Source organism: Microvirga sp. GCM10011540 (assembly GCF_042650665.1).
GTDB lineage: Bacteria > Pseudomonadota > Alphaproteobacteria > Rhizobiales > Beijerinckiaceae > Microvirga > Microvirga lenta.
Genome location: NZ_JBHSBQ010000138.1, coordinates 77,240 through 97,258, shown reverse-complemented (window position 1 = coordinate 97,258; position 20,019 = coordinate 77,240). Strand labels below are relative to the sequence as shown.

The 20,019-nt window shown below is 68.2% G+C and carries 16 protein-coding genes and 2 pseudogenes; 15 read left to right on the top strand and 3 right to left on the bottom strand.

All coding sequences use genetic code 11. The features are described 5' to 3' along the window. Positions 1 to 223 precede the first annotated feature (223 nt). Positions 224 to 472 (bottom strand): YdcH family protein, encoded by a 249-nt coding sequence (locus ACFOYU_RS21925; RefSeq protein WP_377035226.1) that lies wholly within the window; start codon positions 470 to 472, stop codon positions 224 to 226. Positions 473 to 558: 86 nt separating this feature from the next. Between ACFOYU_RS21925 and ACFOYU_RS21920 the strand changes: the two are divergent. The 10 genes and pseudogenes from ACFOYU_RS21920 to ACFOYU_RS21875 all read left to right on the top strand — a co-directional run. Continuing rightward, positions 559 to 1,041: pseudogene (locus tag ACFOYU_RS21920) on the top strand (TIGR02217 family protein); the annotation flags it as partial. 470 nt (positions 1,042 to 1,511) lie between these two features. Beyond that, a pseudogene (locus ACFOYU_RS21915) lies at positions 1,512 to 2,234 on the top strand (glycosyl hydrolase 108 family protein); the annotation flags it as partial. 274 nt (positions 2,235 to 2,508) lie between these two features. Further along, complete coding sequence (locus ACFOYU_RS21910; RefSeq protein ID WP_377035225.1) at positions 2,509 to 2,718, top strand: hypothetical protein; 210 nt, start codon at positions 2,509 to 2,511, stop codon at positions 2,716 to 2,718. Positions 2,719 to 2,803: 85 nt separating this feature from the next. Then, positions 2,804 to 3,079 carry a PepSY domain-containing protein gene (locus tag ACFOYU_RS21905; protein ID WP_226741291.1) on the top strand — a complete coding sequence of 92 codons (276 nt, stop codon included), beginning with the start codon at positions 2,804 to 2,806 and terminating at the stop codon, positions 3,077 to 3,079. Between the two features lie 15 nt (positions 3,080 to 3,094). Then, entirely contained in the window at positions 3,095 to 3,766 is a 672-nt protein-coding gene (locus ACFOYU_RS21900; RefSeq protein WP_226741290.1) for a response regulator transcription factor, read from the top strand. Continuing rightward, positions 3,763 to 5,160, top strand: a complete 1,398-nt coding sequence (locus ACFOYU_RS21895) for an ATP-binding protein (RefSeq protein ID WP_226741289.1) — start codon at positions 3,763 to 3,765, stop codon at positions 5,158 to 5,160. Before ACFOYU_RS21900 ends, ACFOYU_RS21895 begins: the two co-directional genes overlap by 4 nt. Positions 5,161 to 5,230: 70 nt before the next feature. Then, complete coding sequence (gene ccmI, locus ACFOYU_RS21890) at positions 5,231 to 6,331, top strand: c-type cytochrome biogenesis protein CcmI (protein ID WP_377035224.1); 1,101 nt, start codon at positions 5,231 to 5,233, stop codon at positions 6,329 to 6,331. After that, on the top strand, positions 6,328 to 6,786 hold the full coding sequence (ccmE, locus tag ACFOYU_RS21885) for a cytochrome c maturation protein CcmE (RefSeq protein ID WP_226741287.1): 459 nt from the start codon (positions 6,328 to 6,330) through the stop codon (positions 6,784 to 6,786). Before ccmI ends, ccmE begins: the two co-directional genes overlap by 4 nt. Before the next feature lie 16 nt (positions 6,787 to 6,802). After that, entirely contained in the window at positions 6,803 to 8,785 is a 1,983-nt protein-coding gene (locus ACFOYU_RS21880; RefSeq protein ID WP_377035223.1) for a heme lyase CcmF/NrfE family subunit, read from the top strand. 4 nt (positions 8,786 to 8,789) lie between these two features. Next, positions 8,790 to 9,254, top strand: coding sequence for a cytochrome c-type biogenesis protein CcmH (locus ACFOYU_RS21875; RefSeq protein WP_377035222.1), 465 nt, complete (start codon positions 8,790 to 8,792; stop codon positions 9,252 to 9,254). A gap of 29 nt (positions 9,255 to 9,283) precedes the next feature. On the opposite strand, the gene ACFOYU_RS21870 is transcribed toward ACFOYU_RS21875, so the two are convergent. Then, complete coding sequence (locus tag ACFOYU_RS21870) at positions 9,284 to 9,409, bottom strand: hypothetical protein (protein WP_264196507.1); 126 nt, start codon at positions 9,407 to 9,409, stop codon at positions 9,284 to 9,286. Between the two features lie 229 nt (positions 9,410 to 9,638). Between ACFOYU_RS21870 and ACFOYU_RS21865 the strand changes: the two genes are divergently transcribed. The 5 genes from ACFOYU_RS21865 (at position 9,639) to ACFOYU_RS21845 (ending at position 17,563) form a co-directional block, all read left to right on the top strand. Beyond that, positions 9,639 to 10,850 carry a S1C family serine protease gene (locus ACFOYU_RS21865; RefSeq protein WP_377035221.1) on the top strand — a complete coding sequence of 404 codons (1,212 nt, stop codon included), beginning with the start codon at positions 9,639 to 9,641 and terminating at the stop codon, positions 10,848 to 10,850. Positions 10,851 to 10,986: 136 nt separating this feature from the next. Then, positions 10,987 to 11,685, top strand: a complete 699-nt coding sequence (locus ACFOYU_RS21860; RefSeq protein ID WP_226741468.1) for a response regulator transcription factor — start codon at positions 10,987 to 10,989, stop codon at positions 11,683 to 11,685. A 13-nt stretch (positions 11,686 to 11,698) separates the two neighbouring features. Then, positions 11,699 to 13,126, top strand: coding sequence for a HAMP domain-containing sensor histidine kinase (locus tag ACFOYU_RS21855; protein ID WP_226741284.1), 1,428 nt, complete (start codon positions 11,699 to 11,701; stop codon positions 13,124 to 13,126). A 76-nt stretch (positions 13,127 to 13,202) separates the two neighbouring features. Next, entirely contained in the window at positions 13,203 to 16,187 is a 2,985-nt protein-coding gene (locus ACFOYU_RS21850; RefSeq protein ID WP_377035220.1) for a bifunctional [glutamine synthetase] adenylyltransferase/[glutamine synthetase]-adenylyl-L-tyrosine phosphorylase, read from the top strand. Positions 16,188 to 16,627: 440 nt separating this feature from the next. Beyond that, positions 16,628 to 17,563 (top strand): DUF5996 family protein, encoded by a 936-nt coding sequence (locus ACFOYU_RS21845; protein ID WP_377035219.1) that lies wholly within the window; start codon positions 16,628 to 16,630, stop codon positions 17,561 to 17,563. Positions 17,564 to 17,584: 21 nt separating this feature from the next. Here the strand turns inward: ACFOYU_RS21845 and ACFOYU_RS21840 are convergent, their stop codons facing one another. Next, positions 17,585 to 19,912, bottom strand: coding sequence for an ATP-binding protein (locus ACFOYU_RS21840; RefSeq protein WP_377035218.1), 2,328 nt, complete (start codon positions 19,910 to 19,912; stop codon positions 17,585 to 17,587). Between the last annotated feature and the right edge of the window lie 107 nt (positions 19,913 to 20,019).

Here is a 20,019-nt window from a genome sequence, read left to right as displayed (position 1 = left end):
GGAACGACCCGTCCCCTCCCACCGCCAGCGAGCTCGCGACTCGCTGGCGGTATCCTCATCTTGCTCGATCAGGACGGGAAAATCATAAGACAAGCATCGTGCGGAACCGAAGGTCCGCGCCAGCGAAAAGGGGATCCGGTTTTCCGCATGAACGATGCTCTCATCCATAGGGAAAGCATCGGATCAGCCCCAAAAGTGCAAGTCCACTTCTGGGTCCGGTGCTTTAGGCGTTCTCCTCGTTCTCGATCATCGCCAGCAGCTCGTCCTTGAGCCTGACGCGGCGGCGCTTGAGGTCCTCCTCGACGTCCTCGGTGGTCGGCTCCACCCGGGTCTCGACCCGATGGATGGTGCGGTTCAACTCGTTGTACTCGTCGTAGAGCCGCGCGAAGTGGTTGTTGCTCGTCTTGAGCTGGTGGATCCGGTCGGTCTTGTCCGGAAAGTCCCCGGCGAGGTCGTTGGGGGCGTTGCTCATCGCCTGTCGTCTCCCTTTTCGTTTTCGACGTGTCGACACGACAACGTCACCCCGCATTTTCCGTTTCATCGCAAAAGGTGAGGACCATGGCCTCCGACTTCCACGAGGTGCGCTTTCCCCTCGACGTCAGCCTGGGCAGCCGCGGCGGGCCCGTGCGGCGCACCGACATCGTCACGCTGGCTTCGGGCCGCGAACACCGCAACAGCCGCTGGGCCCAGTCGCGCCGCCGCTACGATGCGGGCCTGGGCGTACGGACCGTGGACGCGCTGCATGCGGTCATCGCCTTCTTCGAGGAAAGGCGCGGGCGCCTCATCGGCTTCCGCTTCCGCGACCGCGCCGACTGGCGCTCCGGTCCGCCCTCGCGGGAGCCGACGCCCCTGGACCAGCGCATCGGCACCGGCGACGGGGCGAGCGTGGCCTTTCCCCTGGTCAAGACCTACGGCTCCGCTGACGCGCCCTACCGGCGCCCGATCGCCAAGCCGGTGGGCGGTACCGTGCGCGTCGCCCTCGACGGCGTGGAGCAGCCCGTCGGCGCCGCCTTCACCTGCGACCCGGCCGCGGGCGTCGTGCCCGACGGCAGCGCGTGGCACGATGCGCTCCGCGTCGATGCGGCGACGGGGCTCGTGTCGTTTCCCAGCGGCCACGCGGGGGAGACCGCGCCGAACTTCCTCGTCAACGGCCACTTCCTCGTCAACCAGAGCGCCTTCGCAGGCGGCGCCCTGGCGGCGGGCGCCTCCGGCTTCGACCGCTGGAAGGCGGGGCCGGGGGGCTGCACGATCACACGCACGGCCGACGGAACCGTGATCCTCACCGGGCCGGTCGAGCAGGTGGTGGACGTAGCGCAGGCGGCGGCGCTCACCGGCGCGTCCTCCTATGCGGGCAGCACCCTGACCCTCTCGGTCGAAAACCCTTCGGCCCCGATCCCCGTGGTCGTCGGCACGAAGGCCGCGACCATCCCGGCCGAAAGTGGCCGCCGCTCCGCCACCGTGACGCTCGATGCATCGGAGACCGGGCACGTCACCGTCCGCCTTCATCCGGCATGGGCCTGCACCTTCGCCCGCGTCCGGCTCGAACGCGGAGCGGTCGCGACGCCATGGAGCGCGGAGCCCATCGAGGTCACGGAGGCCCGCTGCCGCCGCTACTACCAGCGCATCGCGAGCGGCGGCGGCATGGTTCTCGCCCAGCGGGTCTCGGGCAATCTCATCGACGTGTTCTGTCCGGTGCCCGCGCCCATGCGGGCCGCTCCGGCCCTCCTGACCAGCGGCTTCGCGTGGTCGGGTGCGGCGCCTTCGGGCAACCAGATCGCCTTCTTCGACAATGCCGCCGGGCTCTGGGCGGGCCTGTCGGGCGGGCTCGCCCTGTCGCTGGCGCGCGCGGGGGCCGGCTCCGCCGTCGTGAGGCTGCAGGCGGGCACCTCGTTCAGCGGGTCGCCGGGAGCGGTCGGCGCGCTCCATCTCGGCGCCTCCGCCTTCATCGCCCTGCAGGCGGAACCGTGATGGCGGCGACCTTCGAGGCCTGCCTCGCCTGCGCGCCGCGGCACGAGGGCGGGTTCGTCCACCACCCGGCCGATCCGGGCGGAGCGACCAAGTTCGGCATCACCCGCGCGACCCTCGCCCGGTCCCGGGACCGCCCCGTCTCGGTGGAGGAGGTGCGCGGGCTCAGCCGGGAGGAGGCGGACGGGATCTATCGCCGCCTCTACTGGGACGTGGTCCGGGCCGACCTCCTGCCGCCCGGGCTCGATCTCGCCCTGTTCGATTTCGCGGTCAATTCCGGTCCGGCGCGGGCCGTGCGGACGCTGCAGGGCGTCCTCGGCGTCGCGGCGGACGGCGTCGCCGGGCCACTGACCCTGCAGGCCGCGCGGGAGGCGGACACGGCGGACGCCATCCGCCGCCTGACCCGCGCGCGGCTTGCCTTCCTTTCCCGGCTCGCCGCCTGGCCGTCTTCGGGCGGGGCTGGCGCATCCGGGTTCTCGCGGTCGAGCGGGAGGCTCTCCGGCTCGCCCCTTCCTCCATCCACCCTGAAAGGGAACCATCCTCATGATCGACACCAAGACCATTCTCGCCAGCCGCACCGTCTGGGCCAATCTGGTCGGCCTCGCGGCGCTCGTCCTCGGCCTCCTCGGCTTCGACGCCTCGGAGCTGGACTCGGGCGCCTTCGCGGAAGCGGCGGCGCAACTCGTTGCCGGCGCGAGCTTTATCGCTTCGACGGTGTTCCGGATCCTGGCCACGAAGCAGATCCTGAGCTAGTGTTACATTCAGACTTCGTTCAGTGCTGGAAAGGCATGGTCGCAACATGCGTCTGGTTTGGTCGATCATCGTCTTGTGTGGGTTGATGGGTTCCGCGCACGCGCAGAGCGCGTCGGCGGCGCTCCGGAACTGCCTGCCGCCCCGGGAAATGCAGGAGGCCGTGGCCTCCAAGGGCGTGGTCGCGCCCGCCGTCGCCGTGATGACGGCGAGGCGCCAGGTTCCCAACGCCGACGTGGTCCGGGCCAATCTCTGCCGAAGCAGCGATGCCCTGGTTTATGTGATCATGGCCTTGCAGAAGAACGGCCGGATCGTGCAAGTGATGATCGACGGTTCTTCGGGACGCGTGAAATCGGTTCAATAAGGAAAGCTGAAAAGCGTGCGCCTTCTCGTTGTCGAGGATGACAATACCCTCAATCGCCAGATCGTGACCGCCCTGGAGCAGGCCGGCTACGCGGTCGACTCCGCCTCGGACGGGGAGGAGGGGCAGTTCCTGGGCGACACGGAGCCCTACGATGCCGTGATCCTCGATCTCGGCCTGCCGAAGGTCGACGGCGTGTCCGTGCTCAACGCCTGGCGGCGCGAGGGGAGGAAGATGCCCGTCATCATCCTCACCGCCCGCGACCGCTGGAGCGACAAGGTGCAGGGCTTCGACGCCGGCGCCGACGACTACGTGACCAAGCCCTTCCACATGGAGGAGCTGCTGGCCCGGGTGCGGGCCCTGCTGCGCCGGGCCACGGGCCATGCGACGAGCGAGATCAGCTGCGGCCCGGTCAAGCTCGACACGCGCTCCGGCCGCGTGGCGGTGGACGGCAATCCGATCAAGCTCACCTCGCACGAATACCGGCTGCTGTCGTACCTGATGCACCATACCGGCCGCATCGTCTCCCGGGGCGAGCTGACCGAGCATCTCTACGACCAGGACTTCGACCGGGATTCCAACACCATCGAGGTGTTCATCGGCCGGCTGCGCAAGAAACTCGGCGTCGACATCATCCAGACCGTGCGCGGCCTGGGTTATCTCCTCGACGCGAGCCAGTCGAAGACGTGAGCGGGCTCCGCCCGATCCTCAAGGGCTTCACGGGCCGGTCCATCGCGGTCCGCCTGGCGGCTTCCTCGGTCTTCTGGAGCTTCGCGATCCTGCTGATCGCGGGGCTCATTCTTTCGACCCTCTACCGGGACACCACCGAGAGGGCGTTCGACCAGCGCTTGCTGGTCTATTCCAACACCCTGGCCTCCAACCTCGTCGCGCCGGGCGATCCCGACCGGGACCTCGGCCCCATCGGCGACCCCCGTTTCGAGCTGCCCCTGTCGGGCTGGTACTGGCAGGTGGCGCGGCCGAATGCGGGGCCGGGGGAGGTGCGCTCCTCCAAGTCGCTCTTCGGCGGAATGCTGCCGAGCCTCGGGCCGGTGAGCGACGAGACCTTCGGGCAGATCCGCCGCGGCTACGGCAAAGCCCCGGACGAGCGCGGCCTGCGCATCATCGAGCGCGACATCGACCTGGGCGAGGACGGCCGGTTCATCATCCGCGTCGCCGGCCCCTCCGACGAGATCGCCACGGACGTGCGCAACTTCGTGTTCGCGATGACCGTGACCTTCGCGCTGCTCGGGCTCGCGCTCGGCTTCACGACCCTGCTGCAGATCCGCTTCGGCCTGCGCCCGCTCGCCAACCTGCGCAGCGCCCTCGGGGCCATCCGGCGCGGGGAGGCGGAGCGCATCGCGGGCGAGTACCCGCAGGACATCGCGCCGCTGGCGAGCGAGCTCAACCTGCTCCTCGACACCAACCGGGAGATCCTGGAGCGGGCGCGGACCCAGGTGGGCAACCTCGCCCATGCCCTCAAGACGCCGCTGAGCATCGTCGTCAACGAGGCCGAGAACGCGCCGGAGGAGGTGGCCGCCAGGGTGCGTGAGCAGGCGGCGGTCATGCGCGACCAGGTGAACTACTATCTCGACCGCGCCCGCGCCGCGGCGCTCGCCGGCACCCTGGGCACGCTGACGGATGTGGACCCCGTGATCGACAGTCTCGCCCGCACCTTCGCGAAGATCTACCGCGACAAGGATCTGGCGGTCGAACTCGCCGTTCCGAAGGGCCTGCGCTTCCGGGGCGAGAAGCAGGACCTGGAGGAGATGGCGGGCAACCTCATCGACAACGCGGCCAAGTGGGCTTCGGGCAAGGTGGCGGTGACGGCCGAGATCGTCCGCACCGACGCGGACCGGACCAACCTGCGCCTGTTCATCGACGACGACGGCCCCGGCCTGCCCGAAGCCGCGCGGGAGGAGATGCTCAAGCGCGGACGCCGCCTCGACGAGACCAAGCCGGGCTCGGGGCTGGGCCTATCCATCGTCAGCGACCTGGCCGCGCTCTACCGGGGCTCCCTCAAGCTCGACGCCTCGCCCATGGGCGGTCTGCGCGCGATCCTCGAACTCCCCGGGGACAGAGCTTGACCCTGTGCGCTTTGCGCGTGACACCGTGCCGCCATCGTGCTTGACGGGTGCGCGGGTTAATTAGGAGCCCATGGTGATCTGGATAATACTCCTGGCGATGACGGCCGCGGCCGTGATGGTGGTCCTGTGGCCCCTGTCGCGCCACGCCGCCGCGCGCGGGCAGGCGGATCCCGACATCCAGTTCTACCGCGAGCAGATCGCCGAGATCGAACGCGACCAGGAAAGAGGTGCGCTCCTGCCGGGCGAGGCGGAGGCCGCCAAGGCCGAGGCCGGACGCCGCCTCCTGCGCGCCACCGGCACCCAGGACGAGGGCTTCGCGGCTCTCGGCGAGCCCGCCCTGCGCCGCCGTCGCGCCGTATCGGCCCTGGCCCTGTCCGTCGTTCCGATTCTCGCCATCGCCCTCTACGGCGCCTACGGCTCGCCCCACATCTTCGACCGCCCCGCGATGATGGCGAGTCGGCCACAGGCCGCTGCGCCCGACCTCGACGTGGCCGTCACCCAGATCGAGACCCATCTGGCCCAGAACCCGCAGGACGGGCGCGGCTGGGAGGTTCTGGCGCCGGTCTACCTGCGCATGGGCCGGGTGGACGATGCGGTGAAGGCCTACGGGAATGCCCTGCGCATCCTCGGCGAGAATGCGGACAGGCTCTCCAATTACGGGGAGGCCATGGTGCTCGCCGGGAACGGGTTGATCTCGTCCGAGGCGCAGGCCGCCTTCGAGAAGGCGGTGGCCCTCGACAAAGCCACCCCCAAGGCCCGGTTCTATCTCGCCAAGGCCGCCGAGCAGGACGGGCGGACCGACAAGGCCAAGGCGGCCTACGAGGAGCTCCTGGCCGTCTCTCCCGCCGATGCCCCGTGGACCCCGCTCGTGAAGGAGCAGCTGGCCCGGCTCGGCGCCCCGCAGGCCGCTCCGGCTCAGAGCGGAGAGCCGCAGATGGGCCCGGAGGATATCCTGCGCATGGTCTCGGGCCTCGCCGAGCGCCTGGAAAGCCAGGGCGGCAGCGCCGAGGAATGGGCGCGACTCATGCGCTCCTATGCGGTCCTCGGCCAACGTGATAAAGCAGAGGCCGCAGCTCGACGTGCGCGCCAGGCACTGGCGAAGGACGACTCAGGGCTGAAGACCATCGAAACGATGGCCCGTGAACTGAAACTGACTGACGCCGCGCAATGACCAGAAAACAACGCCGCCTGACCTTGATCGGTGTCGCGGGCTGCTTCCTCGCGATCGCCCTGGGCCTTGTGTTCTATGCGATGAACGACACCATCGTGTTCTTCAACTCCCCTGCGGACGTTGTTGCCAAGAACGTGCAGCCCGGCACGCGCTTTCGCCTCGGCGGGCTCGTGAAGGAAGGCTCCGTCCAGCGCGGGGACAATCAGCAGGTGGCCTTCGAGGTCATGGACGCCGAGCGCTCGATCAAGGTGAGCTACCAGGGAATGCTGCCCGACCTGTTCCGCGAGGGGCAGGGCGTCGTCGCCGAGGGCATGCTCGACCCGGCCGGGATCTTCAAGGCCGACACGGTTCTCGCCAAGCACGACGAGAACTACATGCCCCGCGAGGTGGCGGACACCCTGAAGAAGCAGGGCCATTGGCAGGGCGAGGCCAGCGCCGCGCCGCCGACTCAGTAACGAAGGAGTGCCATCCGTGTTGGTCGAGGCCGGACATTTCGCGCTCGCGCTCGCGCTTGGCTTATCCCTGATCCAGTTCGTGGTGCCGCTCTGGGGCGCCCGTTCGAATGATCCGGTCCTGATGGCGGTGGCCCCGGCCGCCGCCCTGGCGGTTCTGGCCTGTCTGGGCTTCGCCTTCCTCAGCCTGACCGTCGCCTACGTGACCTCCGATTTCTCGGTGCTCAACGTGGTCGAGAACTCGCACTCGACCAAGCCGATGATCTACAAGATCTCCGGCGTGTGGGGGAACCACGAGGGCTCCATGCTGCTCTGGGTCCTGATCCTGGCCCTGTTCGGAGCCGTGGTCGCCCTGGCGCGCAACAGCGTGCCCGCGCGCCTCCAGGCCAACACCCTGGCCGTGCAGGGCCTCGTCACGGTCGCGTTCCTGCTCTTCATCCTCACCACGTCCAACCCCTTCACCCGGGTGGTTCCGATGCCGGCCGAGGGACAGGACCTCAACCCGCTGCTGCAGGACCTGGGGCTCGCGATCCATCCGCCGCTGCTCTACATCGGCTATGTCGGCTTCTCGATCTGCTTCGCCTTTGCGTGCGCCGCCCTCATCGACGGGCGCATCGACGCTGTCTGGGCGCGGATCGTCCGACCCTGGACGCTCGGGGCCTGGGTGTTCCTGACGCTGGGCATCGCCATGGGCTCCTACTGGGCCTATTACGAGCTCGGCTGGGGCGGCTGGTGGTTCTGGGACCCGGTGGAGAATGCCTCCCTCATGCCGTGGCTCGCGGGAACGGCCCTCGTGCATTCCACTGTCGTCATGGAGAAGCGCGACGCCCTCAAGGTGTGGACGATCCTGCTCGCGATCCTGACCTTCTCGCTGTCGCTGCTCGGCACCTTCCTGGTCCGCTCCGGCGTGCTGACCTCGGTTCATTCCTTCGCGGTGGACCCGGAGCGCGGCGTGTTCATCCTCGGCATCCTGGTCCTGTTCATCGGCGGATCCCTGGCGCTCTTCGCGTGGCGCGCGCCCCTGCTCAAGCAGGGCGGCCTGTTCGCACCGGTCTCGCGGGAAGGGGCGCTGGTCCTCAACAACCTCTTCCTGGCGACCGCCTGCGCCACCGTGTTCATCGGCACCCTCTACCCGCTGGCTCTCGAGGTGGTCACTGGCGACAAGATTTCGGTCGGTGCGCCGTTCTTCAACTTCACTTTCCTGCCGCTCGTGGTCCCGCTGCTCCTGCTCGTGCCGCTGGGGCAGACGCTGGCCTGGAAGCGCGGCAACTTCCTCGGCACGGCGCAGCGGCTTTACGCGGTGCTGGGCATCTCCCTCGTCGCCACGCTGGCCCTCGTCGCCTTCCGCAACGGCGGCCCCGTGGCCGCGCCCCTGGGAATCGGCCTCGGCATCTACCTGATCCTGGGCTCCTTCAACGAGATCGTGACCCGGTCCTGGAGCCGGGGCACTCCCCTGGCCTCGGCCTGGCGCAAGGCCTCGGGCCTGCCGCGCTCGACCTGGGGCACGGTGCTGGCCCATGCGGGAGTGGGCGTGACCGTGATCGGCATCGCCGCCACCGCCTGGGACGCGGAGGGACTCGGAACCCTGAAAATCGGCGACACCATGCGGGCCGGCGCCTACGAGGCGCGGCTGGAGCGGGTGGTGCCGCGTCAGGCGGCCAATTACCGCGAGGACGTCGCAACCCTGCGCATCTCCCGCGGCGGGCGGGAGCTCGGCACGGTCGAGACCATGAAGCGCCTCTACGTGACGCGCGGCATGCCGACCACCGAGGCGGGAATCATGACGGTCGGCCTCAGCCAGGTCTATGTCAGCATCGGCGAGATCCTGCCCGACGGCTCCATCGGCATGAGGATCTATCACAAGCCCCTGGTCCTGCTGATCTGGCTCGGCGCCGTGGTCATGGCCGCGGGCGGCACCCTGTCGCTCACGGACCGGCGCCTGCGCATCGGCGCCACGTCGCGGGCGAGGGCCATGCAGGCGGCATCCGTACCGGCGGAGTAAGGGCATGCGGTTCGTTCTGGCGCTCGTCGCAACCCTGTTCATCGGCACCGCGGTCCATGCGGTCCAGCCCGACGAGGTGCTGAAGGATCCCGCCCTGGAGCGGCGCGCCCGCGACATTTCGGCGGGCCTGCGCTGCCTCGTCTGCCAGAACCAGTCCATCGACGATTCCGACGCGCCTCTCGCCAAGGACCTGCGCCTGATCGTGCGCGAGCGCCTGCAGGCGGGGGACACGGATGCGGAGGTCGAGTCGTTCCTGGTCCAGCGCTACGGCGAGTTCGTGCTGCTGAAACCCACCTTCGGCACGCACACGCTGCTGCTGTGGCTCGCGCCGGCCCTGGTGCTCGTCCTGGGCGGAATCGGGGCCTATGCCGCCCTGCGCCGCCGGCCGCAGCCCGCGGCCGCGCTCGATATCGAGGAGCAGCAGGCTTTGGAGGCCGTGCTCAAACGGGACGAGGGCGCCCGGTCCTGACCGGATGCCAGCCTTGCCTTTCGGAGGCGTCAGCTCTTGGGATTCACGCCGCTGCAGAATTGCGGGGTGTTGATGTTCCAGTTCCCGCACTTGTCGCAGGCCGACGCCAGGAGCCCGAGCCCGACCACGCATGCGACCTGAATAATACGCTTCATCTTCAAACCCCCACTCTGCGCCGCCACCCTATGACACGACCCTCGAGGCTTCCAGCCTCCCGGGGCCGGCGCGGACGGCCGGGCAGGGACCCTATGGGGTCATGCCCAACAAAACCTTACCAACATTTCATCTGCGCGTGAGGGTACGGTAACGCGGGGGACCCCATCTTCCTCTCACGACGATCCCACAAGGGTTCCTCCCCAAGGGTCCTCGAGGAGAGACAGAAATATGATGGACAAGGTTTCCACACCCCGCAAGCGTATGACCACGTGGCTCGGCGCGGCGGCCGTCGCAGCATTGATTGCAGGCGGCGCTGTCGAGTCCGGTCTCATCGCTCCCAATTCCGCCCATGCCGAACTGCGCTCCATGACGCAGGCCGTTCCGGCCGCCCCGTCCTTCGCGGACGTGGTCGAGCGCGTGAAGCCCGCCGTGGTCTCGGTCAAGGTCAAGGTGCAGAACGTGGCCGACCGCAGCGGCGACGGCGACGGACAGCAGTTCTCGATGCCCGACCTCCCGCCCGGCCACCCGATGGAGCGCTTCTTCCGCAACTTCCGCGACCGGCAGGAGCCGGGCGAGCGCGGTCAGCGCGGCCAGCGTCAGCAGCCCCGCCGCTTCGGCCAGGCCGTCGGCTCCGGCTTCTTCATCTCGGCCGACGGCTATGTGGTGACCAACAACCACGTGGTCGACAAGGCCAGCGAAGTGACCGTAACCATGGACGACGGCAAGGAGCTCGACGCCAAGGTGATCGGCACCGACCCGAAGACCGACCTCGCCCTGCTGAAGGTCGAGGGCAGCGACTTCCCTCACGTCCGCCTTGCCGGCCAGAAGGCCCGGATCGGCGACTGGGTGGTGGCGATCGGCAACCCCTTCGGCCTCGGCGGCACCGTGACGGCAGGCATCGTCTCGGCCCAGCACCGCGACATCGGCGCGGGTCCGTACGACGACTTCATCCAGATCGACGCCTCCGTGAACCGGGGCAACTCGGGCGGCCCGACCTTCAACCTCGCGGGCGAGGTCGTGGGCGTGAACACGGCGATCTTCTCGCCGTCCGGCGGCAATGTCGGCATCGCCTTCGCGATCCCGGCCAGCACGGTGGACAACATCGTGACGGCGCTCAAGGAGAACGGCTCCGTGACCCGCGGCTTCATCGGCGTGCAGATGCAGGCGGTGACCAAGGAAATCGCGGAAGCGATCGGCCTGTCCGAGCCCAAGGGCGCCCTCGTTGCGGAAGCCATGAAGGACGGCCCCGCCGCCAAGGCGGGCGTGAAGACCGGCGACACCATCGTGGCCGTCGACGGCCAGCCGATCCGCGAGGCCAAGGACCTGTCCCGCAAGGTCGCCCAGGTCGCGCCCGGCAAGTCCGTGTCGCTCACGCTCTTCCGTGACGGCAAGGAGCGCACCGTGACCCTCGAGGTCGCCCCTCAGCCGAAGGGCATCTAAGCCCTTCGCCCAAGTCGGATACCGGGTTTCTTGTTGATAGCCCCCGTACCCGGTGTCCCTTGCCCACGGCAGGCCGGCCTCTTTCCCCTCCAGGGCTGGCCTGCCGCTGGGAAATCAGTACGTTACGCTCATGTCCATGCGGATTCTCATCATCGAGGACGACCGAGAGGCGGCCTCCTACCTCGTGAAGGCGTTCCGTGAGGCCGGCTACGTGGCCGACCATGCCGCCGATGGCCTCGACGGCTACGCCATGGCCGAATCCGGCGATTACGACGTGCTCGTGGTGGACCGTATGCTCCCCAAGCTCGACGGCCTCTCCCTCATCCGCTCCCTGCGCGAGCAGAAGGTCGAGACTCCGGTGCTGATCCTTTCGGCCCTCGGCCAGGTGGACGACCGGGTGAAGGGCCTGCGCGCGGGCGGCGACGACTACCTCCCCAAGCCCTATGCCTTCTCAGAGCTTCTCGCCCGGGTCGAGGTTCTCTCGCGCCGTCGCGCCGCGACGCCGAACGCCGAGCCCACGATCTATCGCATCGCCGATCTTGAGCTCGACCGCCTGTCCCATCGCGTCACCCGCTCCGGCCAGGAGATCGTGCTGCAGCCGCGCGAATTCAGGCTGCTCGAATACCTGATGAAGAACGCCAACCAGGTCGTGACCCGCACCATGCTGCTGGAGCACGTCTGGGACTATCATTTCGATCCGCAGACCAACGTGATCGACGTCCACGTCTCGCGCCTGAGGGCGAAGATCGACAAGGGCTTCGACAAGCCGCTGATCCACACCATCCGCGGCGCGGGCTACATGGTGCGCGTGGGGGCGGAAGGGGCCGAGGAGTGACGGGGGCCGATCCATGACCGCCCTCGGCAAGCTCTTCCGGACGACCGCGTTCAAGCTGTCCTTCGCCTATCTGCTGGTCTTCACGATCTTCGCCTTCGTGACCCTGGGCTATGTGGCCTGGAGCGCACAGAGGCTCCTGACCGAACAGTTCATCTCCACCATCGAGGCCGAGATCAACGGCCTCTCCGAGCAGTACCGGGTCGGTGGATTGCGCCGTCTGGTGAACATCGTCGAGCGGCGCTCCCGGGCGCCCGGCGCCTCCCTCTACCTCGTGACCACGAATGCCGGCGAGCGGATCGCCGGGAATGTCGGGGCGCTGCCGCCGGGCGTGATCGACCGGCCCGGGCAGTTCGAGACGCCCTATAGCCGGACCGAGGATGCGGATGCCGGGCCCAACCACGCCATCATCCGGGTCTATCGCCTGCCGGGAGGTTTCCGCCTGCTGGTGGGACGGGACGTGGAGGAGCGCATCCGTCTGCGGGACATCATCCACCGCGCCTTTGGTTATTCCCTTCTCTTCATCGGCATTCTCGGCTGCGCCGGAAGCTGGTTCATCGCCAGGCGCGTGCTCAAGCGCGTCGACGACATGACGGAGACCACCCGGGAGATCATGGCGGGCGATCTCGGCGGGCGCCTGCGGATCGCCGGAACGGGCGACGAGCTGGATCGTCTCGCGCAGAACCTCAACGACATGCTCGACCGCATCGGCGAACTCATGCACGGCATGCGGGAGGTCTCCGACAACATCGCCCATGACCTGAAGACGCCGCTGACCCGCCTGCGCAACAAGGCCGACGAGGCCCTGCGCACCGCCAAGTCCCCCGACGAGCTGAAGGGCTCCCTGGAGGCCATCATCGAGGAGAGCGACAACCTCATCCGCATCTTCAACGCGCTCCTGATGATCGCGCGCCTGGAGGCCGGCAACGCCCGCGAGGGGCTCGCGGATTTCAACGCCGCCGAGACCGTGCGCGACGTCGCCGAACTCTACGAGGCCCTGGCGGAGGAGGCGGGCCTGCCCCTGGAGGTGACGGTCGACGAGGACCTGCCTCTTCACGGCAGCCGCGAGCTTCTCGGACAGGCGGTGGCGAACCTGCTCGACAACGCACTGAAATACGGCGCCCAGGCCGAAGGCAGCGACGCCTTTCGCTCCATTACCGTATCTGCCCACCGGATCGACGGGGCCATGCGCATCGTGGTGGCGGATCGCGGCCCGGGCATTCCCGAGGCCGACCGCGGCCGCGTGCTGGAGCGCTTCGTGCGGCTGGAGACGGCCCGCTCTCGCCCGGGTTTCGGCCTCGGCCTGAGCCTCGTCGCCGCCGTCGCCCGCCTGCATGGCGGAGCCCTCACCCTGGAGGATAACGAGCCGGGCCTGCGCGCCGTCCTCGTCCTGCCCCTGGGCAATGCGCAGGCCTCGCCGGAGCCTGCGCAAACGGCGGCGTGAAGGTCCGATATTTCGATTGCCTTCCCGGCAGCGGCATGGAGACATAGGCTCCGATGACCCTTTCCATGGATTGGCCGTGCCGGACCAGAACCGTTCCCTCCTCAGCCGCCTGAGCAAGGCGCCTCCCGTGTCCGATCTCCGGCGGGCGAAGGCGCAACTCGCCGACTTCGTCGAGCGGGTGCGGGACAATCCCGAGGCCGCCGCGCTGCTGCCGCATCTGGAAGGGGGAATCCTGCGCGATCTCCTTCTCGCCCTGGCCGACCATTCCACCTTTCTCTGGCAGCTCGTGGTGAGCGACCCCGCCCGGATGGCGAGGCTCGTCCTGCAACCCCCCGAGGAGAGCCATCGCGCCATCGTCGAGAGCCAGGCCAACCTGTTCCGCGAGCTGCGTTCCGGCGCGCGGACCCGCGACGACGTGGTCCGCGCCTTCCGGCGCAACCGCAACTCCCATGCCCTTCTCGTGGCGCTCGCGGATATCGGCGGTCTCTGGAGCGTGGAGGACGTCATCGGAGCCCTGTCCGCCTTCGCGGATTCCTCCGTGCGCGGCGGCGTCAATCTGGTTCTGACCGAGACCGCCGATCTCGGGCGCATCCGCCTCAAGGACCCCGAGGATCCGGGGGAGGGCTGCGGCTTCACCGTGCTGGCGCTCGGCAAGCACGGGGCGGGCGAGCTCAACTATTCGAGCGACATCGACCTGGTGATCTTCTTCGATCCTCAGTCGTCCGCTTTGCCGGAAGGGGCGGAGCCCGCCACCCTCTATACCCGCATCGCCCAGCAGCTCGCCCGGCTGCTGCAGGAGCGCACGCCGGACGGCTACGTGCACCGGGTCGATTACCGCCTGAGACCCGACCCTGGCTCGACGCCCACCGCCGTCGCCCTGCCGTCGGCCTATATCTATTACGAGACCGTCGGCCAGAACTGGGAGCGCGCGGCGCTCATCAAGGCGCGGCCCGTGGCGGGAGACATCGCCCTCGGCGAGACCTTCCTGGCCGAATTGCGGCCGTTCATCTGGCGCAAGTATTTCGATTTCGCCTCCATCGCCGACGTGCACGCCATGAAGCGGCAGATCCACGCGGTGCGCGGGCATGACGAGATCGCGGTGGCCGGGCACGACATCAAGCTCGGGCGCGGCGGCATCCGCGAGATCGAGTTCTTCGTGCAGACGCAGCAGCTCGTCTTCGGCGGACGCCGTCCCGCCTTGCGCGGCCGCCGTACCCTGGACATGCTGGAGGCGCTGCACGACGAAGGCTGGATCACGGAGACGGCCCGCGACGAGCTCTCCGACGCCTATCGCTTCCTGCGCACCATCGAGCACCGGCTGCAGATGGTGGCGGACGAGCAGACGCAGCGCCTGCCTTCCGACGAGGAAGCGCTCAAGAGCTTCGCCAAGTTCTGCGGCTATCCCAACCTCAAGGCCTTCGCCAAGGCGCTGACGCAGCAGGCCCGGATCGTGCAGGGGCATTACGCGCTGCTGTTCGAGGAGGGGCCGGAACTCGCCTCGGACGTGGGCAATCTCGTCTTCACCGGCACGACGGACGATCCCGAGACGCTCGCCACCCTGGAGCGCATGGGCTTCCGCAATCCCGCGCAGGCGGCGGAAACCGTGCGCGGCTGGCATTTCGGCCGGCGGGCCGCCATCACGAGCCAGCGCGCCCGCGAGGTGCTGACCGAGCTCGTGCCGGCGCTCCTGGCGGCGCTCGGCGGCACGGCGGACCCCGACGGGGCTCTCGCGGCGCTCGACCGGGCCTTCGGCAGGATGCCGGCCGCCGTCGAGCTCCTCACCATCCTGCAGTCGCACGACCGCCTGCGCCTGCGCTTCGCCGATCTTCTCGGCACCGCGCCGCGCCTCGCCGACACGGTGGCGCAGTCGCCCCACGTGCTCGATGCGCTGATTGATCCGGCCTTCGGCATTCCGTTCAACGACGATGCCGCCGTGGGCGAGCAGGTGCGCCAGATCATCGGCACTCCCAGCGATCACGAGGATTTCCTCGACCGGACCCGCGACGCGGCCCGCCAGATGCGCTTCATCACCGGCGCGCGGCTCCTCTCCGACATTCTGTCGCCCGCCCAGGCGGGAGAGGCCTATGCGTCGATCGCCGATGCGGTGATCCGCGCTTCCTTCGATGCGGTGCGCAAGGTGTTCGAGGCCGATCACGGCGTGGTTCCCGGCGCGAGGATCGCCATCCTGGGCCTCGGCCGTCTCGGGTCCCGCGAGCTGACCGCGGGCTCCGATCTCGACCTCGTGGTCATCTACGATTTCGACGAGGACAGGCGGGAGAGCGACGGGCCGAGAAAGCTCGACGCGGTGGTTTATTTCACGCGCCTGACCCAGCGCCTCGTCGCGGCGCTCACGGTGCCGACCCGGCGCGGCCTGCTCTACGAGGTCGACCTGCGCCTGCGTCCGCAGGGAGGGAAGGGGCCGGTCGCCTCGCAGTTCCGCGGCTTCCTGAGCTACCAGAAGACCGAAGCCGATCTGTGGGAGCACATGGCGCTCACCCGCGCGCGCGTCATCGCCGGCAACGGCGACTTCGCCGCCGAGGTCGAGGCGGCGGTGAAGGAGATCGTCGGCACGCCCCGGGACCGCAAATACGTGATCTCAGAGGTTGCCGCCATGCGGGAACTCATCGCGCAGGAGAAGGGCGACGACAATCCGTGGGACCTGAAGCTCGCCCGCGGCGGACTGACCGATATCGACTTCATCGCCCAAGGACTCGTCCTGACGCACGGCGCGGAGCATCCCGCCCTCATCGGCCTCGCGCCGGAAGCGCTCTTCGCCGAGGCGCGAAAGGCGGGTCTGCTGAGCCGCGACGATGCCGAAACCCTCATCGAGGCGCATCGCCTCTTCAACGCGATCTTCCAGTGGCAGCGGCTGACGATCGAAGGAAGATTCGATCCTGCGACGGTGCCGCCGGTCATCCTGAAACGGCTCGCCTCCGTCGCCGGGCTGCCGGACGAAAAGGTGCTGCTCGAGCACCTGGGCGAGACGCGAGGGCAGGTGACGGAGGTGTTCGGCCGGGCGCTCGATGCGGGCGCCGCGAAGAGATCGAGGCGGTCGGGCTGATTGCGCCCGCAATCATCAACGCCGGGCGAACGCCACCCTCCGCAGGGAGCCGGATCCTGATTCGGGCACCGGCTTGTCCGAAGGGACGATATCCGATATGTTACAAAATATCATTTTGGATGTGCCGCAGGGCACATCTTCCCCGGTCCACCCGGCCTAGTGTGGAAATGGGGACAGGATATCGCTCACGAGGCGATGGGGTGACGAGTCATGGACGGCGACAACAGCCAGAATGCGGGTCGGACGTCACGCTGGGCAGAGATCACAGCCGTGCTGTCGGTCGTCTGCGTCATCGGCGTTCTGTACCTGCCTCTCATTCTCTGAGGGGACCGCACACCTGACGGCCTTGCGGCCGGGCCGAAGACATCTAAGCTCGATCCGCCCGGCGCGGGCCGGAGGTCGGCCTTGCCGATGGCAGGCGCCCGGTGCGGAGGCTCGTCATGCACATTGTCTGGCCCAATATTCCCTATGCCGATTGGCGGGAGACCGCCACGACCCTCCATCTCTGGACCCAAGTGGTCGGCAAGGTCCGTCTCGCGCTGTCGCCCTGGCTCAACCACGGCTGGCACGTTCCGCTCTACGTCACCGCGCGCGGGCTCGGAACCTCGCCCGTTCCGTTCGGGTCCGAAATCCTGGAGATCGACTTCGATTTCATCGCGCATCGCGTCGTCGTCCGCACGAGCCGCGGGGACGAGGCGGCGCTCGACCTGAGGCCCAGGACGGTCGCGGATTTCTACAGTGACCTCATAGGCATCCTGCTCCGGACCGGCATCCCGGTCGCGATCAACGAGATGCCGAACGAGGTTTCCGATCCGATCCGCTTCCCGGAGGACCGGACGCACTCCGAATACGATGCCGAGGCGGCGCACCGGTTCTGGCGCGCGCTGGTGCAGGCCGACCGCGTCTTCAAGCTCTTCCGCAGCGGCTTTCTCGGCAAGTCGAGCCCGGTCCACTTCTTCTGGGGCAGCTTCGATCTCGCGGTGACGCGCTTCTCCGGCAGGCCGGCTCCCCTTCATCCCGGCGGTGTGCCGGGACTGCCGGACGCGGTAACCCGCGAGGCCTATTCGCATGAGGTGAGCAGCGCCGGCTTCTGGCCGGGCAGCGAGGCCTTCCCGCAGGCCGCCTTCTACTCCTACGCCTATCCGGAGCCCCAGGGCTTTCGCGAGCACGCCGTGCCGCCGCCAGCCTATTTCGATACGACCCTCGGCGAGTTCATCCTGCCCTACGAGGCCGTCCGCACGGCGGATGCGCCGGATACGCTGCTGCTCGATTTCCTGTCGGCCACCTACGAGGCCGCAGCCGAGACAGGCCGCTGGGACCGGGCGGCGCTGGAATGTCCTTTCGGCGTTCCGGCGCAGCCGCGTGCCGTCGGGTAGAGTGGGGAACTCAGCCCGTCCTCACGCCGCCGCGTCGGCCAGCGCGATGTCGGCGCTGGTGGCCTCCGAAAGCGGCAGGTGGACCAGCACGATGGTGCCGATGCCTTCCTGGCTCTTGATGCGCAGGGAGCCGCCGTGCAGTTCCGTGAGCGAGCGGGCGATGGCGAGGCCGAGGCCAGAGCCCTTGTAGCTCTTGGAGAACTCGGTTTCGACCTGCTCGAAGGGACGCCCGAGCTTCTGCAGGGCATGGGCGGGAATGCCGATGCCGTTGTCCTCGACGTAGATGTTGACCGCCTTGCCGGCCTGACGGGTGCGCACCGTGATGCAGCCTCCCTCGCTCGTGAACTTGGTGGCGTTCTGGAGCAGGTTGACCAGGATCTGGTGCAGGGCGCGCTCGTCGGCCGGGACCACGATGTCCTCGGGGTTCACGTCGACGGAGACGGAGAGGCTCTTGCCGCGGATCTGCTCGCTCACCAACTTGATCGCCCGCTGGATCGAGGCATGAACCTCGATGGGCTGTTTCTTGAGGCTCGTGCGGCCCGCCTCGATGCGCGACATGTCGAGGATGTCGTTGATGACCGAGAGGAGGTACTCGCCGCTGGAGCGGATGTCGGAGCAGTATTCCTCGTACTTGTCCGAGCCCAGCGAACCGAAGATGCCGCTCTGCATCACTTCCGCGAAGCCGATGATGGCGTTGAGCGGCGTGCGCAGCTCATGGCTCATGTTGGCCAGGAATTCGGACTTCGCGCGGTTGGCGCTCTCGGCCTGGGCCTTCTGGTCGAGATAGCGTTCGGCGAGATCGGCGAGCTGGTGCGTCTGCGCCTCGAGCTTCTGGCGCGACTGCTTGAGGTCGAGAACCGTGGCGATGAGTTCCTTCTCGGATTCCACCAGACGGTGCTCGTGGCGCTTGAGAGCGGTGATGTCCGTGCCGACGGAGACGTAGCCGCCGTCCTTCGTGCGCCGCTCGTTGATCTGCAGCCAGCGGCCGTCCTGAAGGCGGGCCTCGAAGGTGCGCGCGCCCACGTCCTGGTTCTGCGCGCGGACGAACTGGTGCTGCACTTCCGGCGGACGGCCGAGCGCCATCACCTCGGCGTAGCTCATGCCCTGAAGCGGCGCCTCGGCCGGCAGCTCATGCAGCTTCTGGAATTTCGAGTTGCAGAGAACGAGTCGGTTGTTGGCATCCCAGAGAACGAACGCCTCGGAGATCGCCTCGATCGCGTCGTGCAGGCGGGCGTCGGCCTTGGCGGTCTTCTCTTCCAGCTTGCGCTGTTCCGTGACGTCGACCGCGATGCCCACGAGATGGCTCGCCGCATCGTCGGGATCGTTCATCAGCTCGGCGCGGGCGCGCAGCCACACCCAGTCGCCGCTGAGGCTGCGGATGCGGAACTCGTAATCCACCAGCGAGGTGCTGGCCGAAGCGAGCTGCTCGGCCAGCGTGTACAGGTCCTGATCCTCGGGATGGATCATGGCGTTCACTTCGCCGAAGGAGAGGAACTCGTCCTGCCGCTCGTAGCCGAGGAGTTCGTACATCGAGTCGGACCAATAGATGCGGCCACGGCCGATATCCCAGTCCCACAGGCCGCAGCGGCCTCGGTTCAGCGCGGAGTCGATGCGGTCGCGCACCTTCTCGCACACCTCGTCGGCGGCGCGGGCGCGGTTCGCCTGCATCACATAGGCGATGCCGATGCCGATCAGCACGACGATGGTGGCGGCCAGCAGCGACACGTGACCGATGGTGCGCGTCCACCAGCCGGAGAGCACATCCGGCAGGGGCTGGATCACGGCGATCCGTCCGGACGATGCCGGCAGGGAGCGTACGGTCGCGATGCCTTCCTGGCCGCTGGCGAGCCTGATTGTCATCACGCCCGCGCGGTCCGCGAACAGGGCGAGGGGCTGTGCATCGCCGAGCACCTCGGCGAGCGTGCCGGGCGCGTTCTCCATCGCCGGGTAGACGGCCAGAACCTTGCCGGACTGATCGACCAGAAGCAGCGTGCGGCTGTGCGCGAGGGCGCTGTCCGGCATGCTCTCCGCAAGACCCGCGAGCTGTGCGACGGCCGCGGCATGATCGGCCGGTGCGGCCCGGTCGCCGAGCTTCGCGGCAGAAAGAGATGCGACGATGTCGATATCCGCGATCGCATCGACGAGCGTGTCCTCCCGGTTCTCGCGAACCTGGATCCACGCGCTGCCTGCGAGCGTGATGAGAAAGAGGGCGAGAAGAGCGGGAACTGCAAGCCTGAGCCAGGGTTCGTATTGCTCAAGTCGCCGATATGTCGGGTTCGCGTCGGATCGCGTTACCCCGAGAATTGTACCCGCGCGAGCGGGTACGCATGCGGTCACCGCCCCCGCCATGCGATTCTCCCTCCGGAACCATTTACGTCCTTGATCGGAGGACGTGCCGCATCTCTCCGAATCACCATCAATAGAATCATGGGCGAGTGATTTGTCTAGCTATGTGA